We start from the raw sequence: 8,667 nt of genomic DNA on the forward strand, positions 1-8,667 counted from the left end.
CGGCTCCCGCAACCAAACATCAAAAAAGGCTACTCGAAAGAGTGGCCTTTTTTGTATCTGTTGAAAAAGTCCTTTCGCAACAATGATCTGTCACTGTGTGGTGAGCCGTTGGGAGTCACCAATGCGCCGAGTCCGGACTATGCTCAATCGCAGACCCAGCCCTCTCCGACTGAGGACGCGCCGTCGCGAACACCCAGCGGCAGGCGTTACAATTTGTGATTATTTTTTTCTACAGGGATTGGTAACTTGGCTGGATACCCCCATCCTGTCGCGCACAATCCAAGAGGTGATTGATGCGCGCCAACTCGTCTGACTCACAAGACACCGTCACAGCAACACAACCGATCAAGGCTGAGCGGCTGCGCTTGCTTGAACGCGTCAGCAAATACCGTCAGCCCATCGGCCTGGCGGTCACACTACTGTTGTTTGCGATCGCGCTGGTTGCCTGTCGACATTTGCTGAGCGAACTCGATCTGGACGCGCTGCACGATTCGATCCTGGAAGTGCCCAAACCGGCCTTGCTCGGCGCATTGGGTGCCACCGTGGCAGGCTTCATCATTTTGCTGGGTTACGAATGGTCGGCCAGTCGCTACGCCGGCGTGAACCTGGCTGCGCGAACCCTGGCCCTGGGCGGCTTCACCGCGTTCGCCATCGGTAATGCCATCGGCCTTTCAATGCTCTCGGGCGGTTCGGTTCGCTACCGTCTTTATGCACGACACGGTCTGGGAGCCACTGAAGTCGCCCACATGACGTTGTTCGCCAGCCTCTCCCTCGGCTGTGCCCTACCGCCGCTCGCCGCACTGGCAACCCTCAGCAATCTGCCCGGTGCCTCTGCCGCTCTGGGGCTTTCCGAGTCCTTGCTGGGCACCCTCGCTGCGGCAGTACTGGTGTTGTTTGCCGCGCTCGCGATCGGCATTTACCGTCGACGTCTGCCGGAACAACCGTATGCCGACAATCTGTTGGTAAAAGTCGGCCGCCGCACCTTGCGCCTGCCGGGCCGGCGCCTGACCTTCCTGCAACTGGTGATTACCGCGCTCGACGTGGCCGCCGCCGCCACCGTGCTTTACCTATTGTTGCCGGAAGCACCGCCCTTCGGCGCATTCCTGCTGGTGTATCTGCTGGCGCTGGCCGCCGGCGTACTCAGCCATGTGCCGGGTGGTGTCGGGGTATTTGAAGCGATTCTCCTGGCGGCGTTCTCCGACAAGCTCGGCGCCGCACCGCTGGCCGCCGCCCTGCTGCTCTATCGCCTGATCTATGTCGTGCTACCGATGCTGGTAGCTTGCCTGCTGTTGCTGGTCAACGAGGGTCAGCGCCTGTTCCAGACACGCCAGACCTTGCGTGCGGCATCAGGCCTGGCCGCGCCCATACTCGCGGTGCTGGTGTTTCTGTCCGGCGTGGTGCTGCTGTTCTCTGGAGCCACCCCGGAAATCGATACCCGCCTGGAACATATCGGTTTTCTGATCCCCCATCGCCTGGTCGATGCCTCGCACTTTGGTGCCAGCCTGATCGGCGTGCTGTGCCTGCTGTTGGCCCAGGGCTTGCGCCGCAGGTTGTCGGCGGCGTGGATGCTGACCACTATTCTGTTGCTGGTCGGTGCCCTGCTCTCCCTACTCAAGGGTTTCGACTGGGAAGAAGCCAGCCTGATGGTCCTGACCGCAAGCCTGCTCGGGGTTTTCCGCCGCTCGTTCTATCGCCCCAGCCGCCTGACCGAGCTGCCGTTTTCGCCGCTGTACCTGGTGGCCAGCCTGTGTGTACTGGGTGCGTCGATGTGGCTACTGTTGTTCGCCTACCAGGACGTTCCCTACAGCCATCAGCTCTGGTGGCAGTTCACCCTCGACGCCGATGCGCCCCGTGGCTTGCGTTCGCTGCTGGGTGCGGCGGTGCTGCTGTTGGTGGTGTCACTGACCTGGTTGCTGCGCACGGCGCGTCCGGTGATCCACCTGCCGACACCCGAAGAACTGGAGCGCGCGAGCAAGATCCTCATGGCCTCAGCCCAACCGGATGGCGGCCTGGCCCTGACCGGTGACAAGGCGCTGCTGTTTCATCCCAACGACGAGGCGTTCCTGATGTACGCCCGTCGTGGCCGCAGCCTCGTGGCGCTGTATGACCCGATCGGTCCGGGCCAGCAACGAGCAGAAATGATCTGGCAATTCCGTGACCTGTGCGACATCCACCATGCCCGCCCCGTGTTTTATCAAGTCCGCGCGGAGAACCTGCCGTATTACATGGACATCGGCCTGACCGCGATCAAGCTCGGTGAAGAAGCGCGGGTCGATCTCAAGCGTTTTGATCTCGAAGCCAAGGGCAAAGAGATGAAGGATCTGCGCTACACCTGGAATCGTGGCACCCGCGATGGCCTGTCGCTGGAGATCTTCGAGCCGGGCCAGGCGCCGATGGATGAGCTCAAGGTGATTTCCGACGCCTGGCTGACCGGCAAGAACGTGCGCGAGAAAGGCTTCTCCCTCGGCCGCTTCAGTGATGACTACCTCAAGCATTTCCGCATTGCGGTGATCCGTTTCGAAGGGCGCCCGGTGGCGTTCGCCAACCTGCTCGAGACCTACGGCCATGACCTGGCCAGTCTCGACCTGATGCGCGCGCACCCGGACGCTCCCAAGCTGACCATGGAGTTCATGATGGTCGGCCTGATCCAACACTATAAGAGTCACGGATACGCGCGCTTCAGCCTGGGCATGGTGCCGTTGTCGGGGTTGCAACCCCGTCGCGGCGCGCCATTGACCCAGCGCCTGGGCTCGATGGTATTCCGCCGTGGTGAGCAGCTCTACAACTTCCAAGGCTTGCGCCGCTTCAAAGACAAATTCCAGCCTGACTGGGAACCCCGTTATATGGCCGTGCCCGCCGGACTCGATCCGCTGGTAGCCCTGGCCGACACTGCTGCCCTGATCGCAGGCGGCTTGACTGGATTGGTGAAACGCTGATGATTCAACGCTCCTTGCGCTATGTATTGGGCACGCTGGTTGTGCTGGCCCTGATTCTCGGTGGTGGTTACTGGTATCTGAAACGCCCGGCTCCGGAACCGACCCTGGAACAACTGACGCCTGCCGACGGTGCTGCAATGACCCGCGTCATCCCTGGCAGCACCCCGCGCGCCCACGTGCTGGTGGCAGTCAATGAAGACCAGAAACTCAGCGACAAACAATTGCTGACCCTCAGTCGCAGCGGCTCGGCGCAGATCGTTCAGGTGATCCTGCCCAAGGACTGCCTGCTGCAAAGCCGGGCGCTGCAAGCGGGCCTCAGAGAACTCAAGGGCCCGGCGACCCTGGTCAGCGGTATCGGCCCCGGCGCCGTTCTGGCCTGGCGCTGGTTGTCCGAGCAGAAAGACGACAAGTCTCAGGCTGTCTCGGTGGACCTGGCCCTGGAAAAACCCGGCTGCACGCACTTGCTGCCGAAAAGCGCCGCCCACGGCCACTGGCTGGTGGCTTGGAACGACAACCCGGATGACACCAGCGCCGGTTTCGTGCGCGACCAACCCAATGCCGAAACCAGCATCAGCGACTACGACATCAACCTGCCGCAAGTACTGAACAACGAACTGCGCAAAATCCTCGTCGGCGGCGACAAAGCCGCGGGTGGCCTGCAGATTCCGGTGGTCGAAGTGCCAGCGGGCCAGGCAAAAGACACCGTGACCCTGTTCCTGTCCGGTGATGGCGGCTGGCGTGACCTGGACCGCGATGTCGCGGGCGAAATGGCCAAGATCGGCTATCCGGTGGTCGGCATCGACACCCTGCGCTACTACTGGCAGCACAAGAGCCCCGAGCAAAGCGCACTGGACCTCACCGAACTGATGCAGCACTACCGGCAGAAATGGGGCACCAAGCGCTTCATCCTGACCGGTTACTCGTTCGGCGCCGACGTCCTGCCGGCGATCTACAACCGCCTGCCCGAGTCCGAGCAGCAACGCGTCGACGCAATCATCCTCCTGGCCTTCGCCCGCACCGGCAGTTTCGAAATCGAAGTCGAAGGCTGGCTCGGCAATGCCGGCAAGGAAGCCGCCACCGGCCCGGAAATGGCCAAGCTGCCACCCGCCAAGGTGGTGTGCATCTTCGGCGAAGAAGAAATCGACGAAAGTGGCTGCACCGACAAGACCGCCGTGGGCGAAACCATCAAATTGCCTGGCGGTCATCACTTCGACGAGAACTACCCGAAACTGGCCCGGCGGTTGGTGGATGTGATCGAGAAGCGTCAGACCAAGGTGGCTGAAGAGTGATCTGAGTCCCGCGCATGAAAAAGCCCTCGCAGCCATTCGGTTGCGGGGGCTTTTTTCGTTCCGGCAGATACCAAGGAACGCTTGTGGGAGCGAGCCTGCTCGCGAAGGCGGACTGACATTCAGTATTTGAGTCGACTGAAAATCCGCTTTCGCGAGCAGGCTCGCTCCCACAGGGGATTTTCATTGGTGTTGGATCAGATACCAGACAACAAAAAAGCCCCCGCAGCCGCAAGGCCACCGGGGGCTTTTTGATGAGGCAGTGCTTACATCTCCACCTGCGTCCCCAGCTCAATCACCCGATTCAGCGGCAGATTGAAGAAGCGCAGGTTGCCGTTGGCGTTCTGCAACATGAAAGCGAACAGCGCCTCGCGCCAGCGTGACATGCCTTCGAGTTTGGAGGCGATGACCGTCTCGCGGCTGAGGAAGTACGTGGTGCGCATCGGGCTGAAATCCAGTTCATCGAGATGACACAGTTTCAGCGCCTGCGGCACATCCGGCTCATCGGTGAAGCCAAAATGCAGAATCACCCGGAAGAAACCCTCGCCGTGGGATTCGACCTCGAAGCGCCGGTTCGGCGGAACCCGCGGAATGTCTTCGTATACCACCGTCAGCAGCACCACTTGCTCATGCAGCACCTGGTTGTGCAACAGGTTGTGCAGCAGCGCGTGGGGCACGGCATCCGGTCGCGCGGTAAGGAACACCGCCGTGCCCTGCACGCGATGTGGCGGTTGCACCGCGATACTGCTGATGAAAATCGGCAGCGGCAGCCCACCCTCGTCAATCCGCTCCACCAGCAACTGCTTGCCACGTTTCCAGGTGGTCATCAGCACGAACAAGGCGAAACCGGCAATCACCGGAAATGCCCCGCCCTGGATGATTTTCGGCACGTTGGCGGCAAAGTACAGACCATCAACCAACAGGAAGCCGAGCAACAACGGTACCGCGAAAACAGGCGGCCACTTCCACAACAGCAGGATCACGGCCGACACCAGAATGGTGGTCATCAGCATCGTGCCCGTCACCGCCACGCCATAGGCCGAAGCCAGGGCATCGGAGGATTCGAAACCGATCACCAGCAGAATCACGCCGACCATCAGTGCCCAGTTCACCGCACCGATATAAATCTGGCCTTGCTCGGCGCTGGAGGTGTGCTGGATGTGCATGCGCGGAATGTAACCAAGCTGGATGGCCTGACGAGTCAGGGAGAACGCACCGGAAATCACTGCCTGGGAGGCAATCACCGTGGCCAGGGTCGACAAACCGACCAGCGGAATCAACGCCCAGCTGGGCGCCAACAGATAAAACGGGTTGCGTGCTGCCTCAGGATCGCCAAGCAGCAGCGCGCCCTGGCCGAAGTAGTTCAGCACCAGCGCCGGCAGCACGAGGATGAACCAGGCACGGGCGATGGGCTTGCGGCCGAAGTGGCCCATGTCGGCGTACAGCGCTTCGGCACCGGTCAATGCCAGGACCACCGCGCCAAGGATCGCCACGCCCATGCCCGGGTGCACGATGAAAAAGCGCACCCCCCATACCGGATTCACCGCTTGCAACACTTCCGGGTGCTGGAGGATGCCATGGACACCCAGCGCTCCCAGCACCACGAACCAGGTGACCATGATGGGGCCGAACAAAATGCCGATGCGCGCGGTGCCGTGGCGCTGAATCAGAAACAGCGCAACCAGCACCACCAGTGACAGCGGCACCACCCAGTGGTCGATACCCTCGAATGCCAGCCCCAGGCCTTCAATGGCCGACAGCACGGAAATCGCCGGGGTGATCATGCTGTCGCCATAGAACAGTGCCGCGCCGATCAGCCCGCAGACCACCAGCAGGGTACGCAACTTGGCGTGCCCCGCCGCCGCCCGCCGCGCCAGCGCGGTCAAGGCCATGATCCCGCCTTCGCCCTGGTTGTCGGCGCGCAGCACAAACATCATGTACTTGATTGAAACGACCCAGATCAGCGACCAGAAGATCAGCGCCAGAATCCCCAACACGCCGTCATGGTTGACCGGTACGCCATAGTCGCCGGAGAACACTTCTTTGAGGGTGTACAGCGGGCTCGTGCCGATGTCGCCATAAACCACCCCGACCGCCGCGACCAGCATGCCGATCGGCTTCGCCGCCGAATGCCCGGCGCCCGCCGCGTGACTACTTGCCTGACCCATCCAACACTCCTGATTCCCAGACCGGCTTCTTCGAACGAAGCACTATGCTTTGTAGTGCAGCATGCGCTGTTTTACTTGTTGTTACAGACGTTTTCTTGACTGTAAAAAATCGGTAAAGCTCAACGGCGCGAAGCATAGCGCAGCACTCGTCGCATTTCCCTCCATAAAGCTGGTCAAGAGCGCCCGCCATCGCTAGAATTGCGCACTTTTTGATCAGAGGCGCGCCAAGCGCCCGTTTGTCGCCTTGCCCTTTGTCGGCTGGAGGCGTCACAAATACCGAGGTTAGACATGTCCACCACTCCTGCGCCGGCCAATCCAAAGGTTGGCTTCGTATCCCTGGGTTGCCCGAAAGCACTGGTCGACTCCGAGCGCATCCTCACCCAGCTGCGTATGGAAGGCTATGACGTCGTGTCCACCTATCAGGACGCCGATGTCGTGGTGGTCAATACCTGCGGCTTCATCGATTCGGCCAAGGCGGAATCCCTGGAAGTGATCGGCGAGGCCATCAAGGAAAACGGCAAGGTCATCGTGACCGGCTGCATGGGCGTCGAAGAAGGCAATATCCGCAATGTGCACCCGAGCGTGCTGGCCGTCACCGGCCCGCAACAGTACGAGCAAGTGGTCAATGCCGTGCACGAAGTGGTGCCACCGAAGCAGGATCACAACCCGCTGATCGACCTGGTGCCGCCGCAAGGGATCAAGTTGACCCCGCGCCACTACGCCTATCTGAAGATTTCCGAAGGCTGCAACCACAGCTGCAGCTTCTGCATCATCCCGTCGATGCGCGGCAAACTGGTCAGCCGTCCGGTGGGTGATGTACTCGACGAGGCCCAGCGCCTGGTCAAGTCCGGCGTCAAGGAGCTGCTGGTGATCTCCCAGGACACCAGCGCCTACGGCGTCGACGTGAAATACCGCACCGGTTTCTGGAACGGCGCGCCGGTGAAAACCCGCATGACCGAACTCTGCGAAGCCCTGAGCACCCTGGGTGTCTGGGTTCGCCTGCACTACGTCTACCCGTACCCGCACGTTGACGAGCTGATCCCGCTGATGGCCGCCGGCAAGATCCTGCCGTACCTGGACATCCCGTTCCAGCACGCCAGCCCGAAAGTGCTGAAGTCGATGAAGCGCCCGGCGTTCGAAGACAAGACCCTGGCGCGCATCAAGAACTGGCGCGAAATCTGCCCGGACCTGATCATCCGTTCGACCTTCATCGTCGGCTTCCCCGGCGAAACCGAAGAGGACTTCCAGTACCTGCTGAACTGGTTGACCGAAGCCCAGCTCGACCGCGTCGGCTGCTTCCAGTACTCGCCGGTCGAAGGTGCTCCTGCCAACGATCTGGATCTGGACGTGGTGCCGGATGACGTCAAGCAGGACCGTTGGGAGCGCTTCATGGCGCACCAGCAGGCCATCAGCTCGGCGCGCCTGCAAATGCGCATCGGCCGTGAAATCGAAGTACTGGTCGATGAAGTCGACGAGCAAGGCGCGGTCGGGCGCTGCTTCTTCGATGCCCCGGAAATCGACGGCAACGTGTTCATCGATAACGGCAGCAACCTCAAGCCGGGCGACAAAGTCTGGTGCAAGGTGACCGACGCCGACGAATACGACCTCTGGGCCGAACAGATCTAAGCGCAAAAAATATGAAAAGCCCCGCTCTCTTGACGAGATGCGGGGCTTTTTTACGGCTATCGTTTTGTGTGGAACGGATTTTCCTCTCAAACAACACAAGGGGCAGGCGGGCATGCGCCAACATTCGGTCATCCATACACCGAAACTGAGCGACTACGAAGAACTGACACGAGTCTGGGAAGCGTCGGTGCGCGCCACCCATGACTTTCTGCCGGACAGCTACATCGAACTGCTGAAGAACCTGGTGCTGACCCGCTACCTCGACGCGGTGATGCTGATCTGCACCAAAGACTCGCATCAGCACATCACCGGCTTCGCCGGCGTCGCGGCGGGCAAGATCGAAATGCTCTTCATCGAACCGGCACATCGCGGCCAGGGCCTGGGCAAGCAGTTGTTGCGCTATGCCATGGAACACCTGAATGCCGATGAACTGGACGTCAACGAACAAAATCCGCAAGCCCTGGGCTTCTATTTCAAGCAGGGGTTCGAGGTGATCGGCCGCTCGGAAGTCGATGGCATGGGGCAGCCGTATCCGTTGCTGCATATGCGTTTTCGCCAGGCTCATCAGCTGTCGCGCAATGGCTGACACAAACCGGAACAAATGTGGGAGCGAGCCTGCTCGCGAATGCGGTCATTCAGTCAACATCAATG

At 61.0% G+C, this 8,667-nt stretch carries 6 protein-coding genes; 5 read left to right on the plus strand and 1 reads right to left on the minus strand.

Features of this window, described 5'->3' with window-relative positions; all coding sequences use genetic code 11:
- From ACW9HW_RS26955 to ACW9HW_RS26965, 3 genes are all read left to right on the plus strand, one after another.
- On the plus strand, positions 1-219 hold a 219-nt coding region (locus ACW9HW_RS26955; protein WP_457402343.1), incomplete at its 5' end, for a hypothetical protein.
- 74 nt (positions 220-293) lie between these two features.
- Positions 294-2,936, plus strand: a complete 2,643-nt coding sequence (gene mprF, locus ACW9HW_RS26960) for a bifunctional lysylphosphatidylglycerol flippase/synthetase MprF (RefSeq protein WP_457402345.1) — start codon at positions 294-296, stop codon at positions 2,934-2,936.
- Positions 2,936-4,225, plus strand: a complete 1,290-nt coding sequence (locus tag ACW9HW_RS26965; protein ID WP_095197028.1) for a virulence factor family protein — start codon at positions 2,936-2,938, stop codon at positions 4,223-4,225. The genes mprF and ACW9HW_RS26965 overlap by 1 nt, the downstream gene beginning before the upstream one ends.
- A gap of 263 nt (positions 4,226-4,488) precedes the next feature.
- On the opposite strand, the gene ACW9HW_RS26970 is transcribed toward ACW9HW_RS26965, so the two are convergent.
- On the minus strand, positions 4,489-6,390 hold the full coding sequence (locus tag ACW9HW_RS26970) for a potassium transporter Kup (RefSeq protein ID WP_457402348.1): 1,902 nt from the start codon (positions 6,388-6,390) through the stop codon (positions 4,489-4,491).
- A 288-nt stretch (positions 6,391-6,678) separates the two neighbouring features.
- Between ACW9HW_RS26970 and rimO the strand changes: the two genes are divergently transcribed.
- Both rimO and ACW9HW_RS26980 read left to right on the plus strand, forming a co-directional pair.
- Positions 6,679-8,016 (plus strand): 30S ribosomal protein S12 methylthiotransferase RimO, encoded by a 1,338-nt coding sequence (rimO, locus tag ACW9HW_RS26975; protein WP_095197031.1) that lies wholly within the window; start codon positions 6,679-6,681, stop codon positions 8,014-8,016.
- A 112-nt stretch (positions 8,017-8,128) separates the two neighbouring features.
- Positions 8,129-8,602, plus strand: a complete 474-nt coding sequence (locus ACW9HW_RS26980; RefSeq protein ID WP_457402351.1) for a GNAT family N-acetyltransferase — start codon at positions 8,129-8,131, stop codon at positions 8,600-8,602.
- Positions 8,603-8,667 lie beyond the last annotated feature (65 nt).

Source organism: Pseudomonas sp. SDO5532_S415 (genome assembly GCF_054071155.1).

Coding starts and splice junctions, on each gene's coding strand:
- ACW9HW_RS26970 (WP_457402348.1), bottom strand. CDS start 6,390: ATGGGTCAGGCAAGTAGTCACGCGGCGGGCGCCGGGCATTCGGCGGCG.
- ACW9HW_RS26965 (WP_095197028.1), top strand. CDS start 2,936: ATGATTCAACGCTCCTTGCGCTATGTATTGGGCACGCTGGTTGTGCTG.
- mprF (WP_457402345.1), top strand. CDS start 294: ATGCGCGCCAACTCGTCTGACTCACAAGACACCGTCACAGCAACACAA.
- ACW9HW_RS26980 (WP_457402351.1), top strand. CDS start 8,129: ATGCGCCAACATTCGGTCATCCATACACCGAAACTGAGCGACTACGAA.
- rimO (WP_095197031.1), top strand. CDS start 6,679: ATGTCCACCACTCCTGCGCCGGCCAATCCAAAGGTTGGCTTCGTATCC.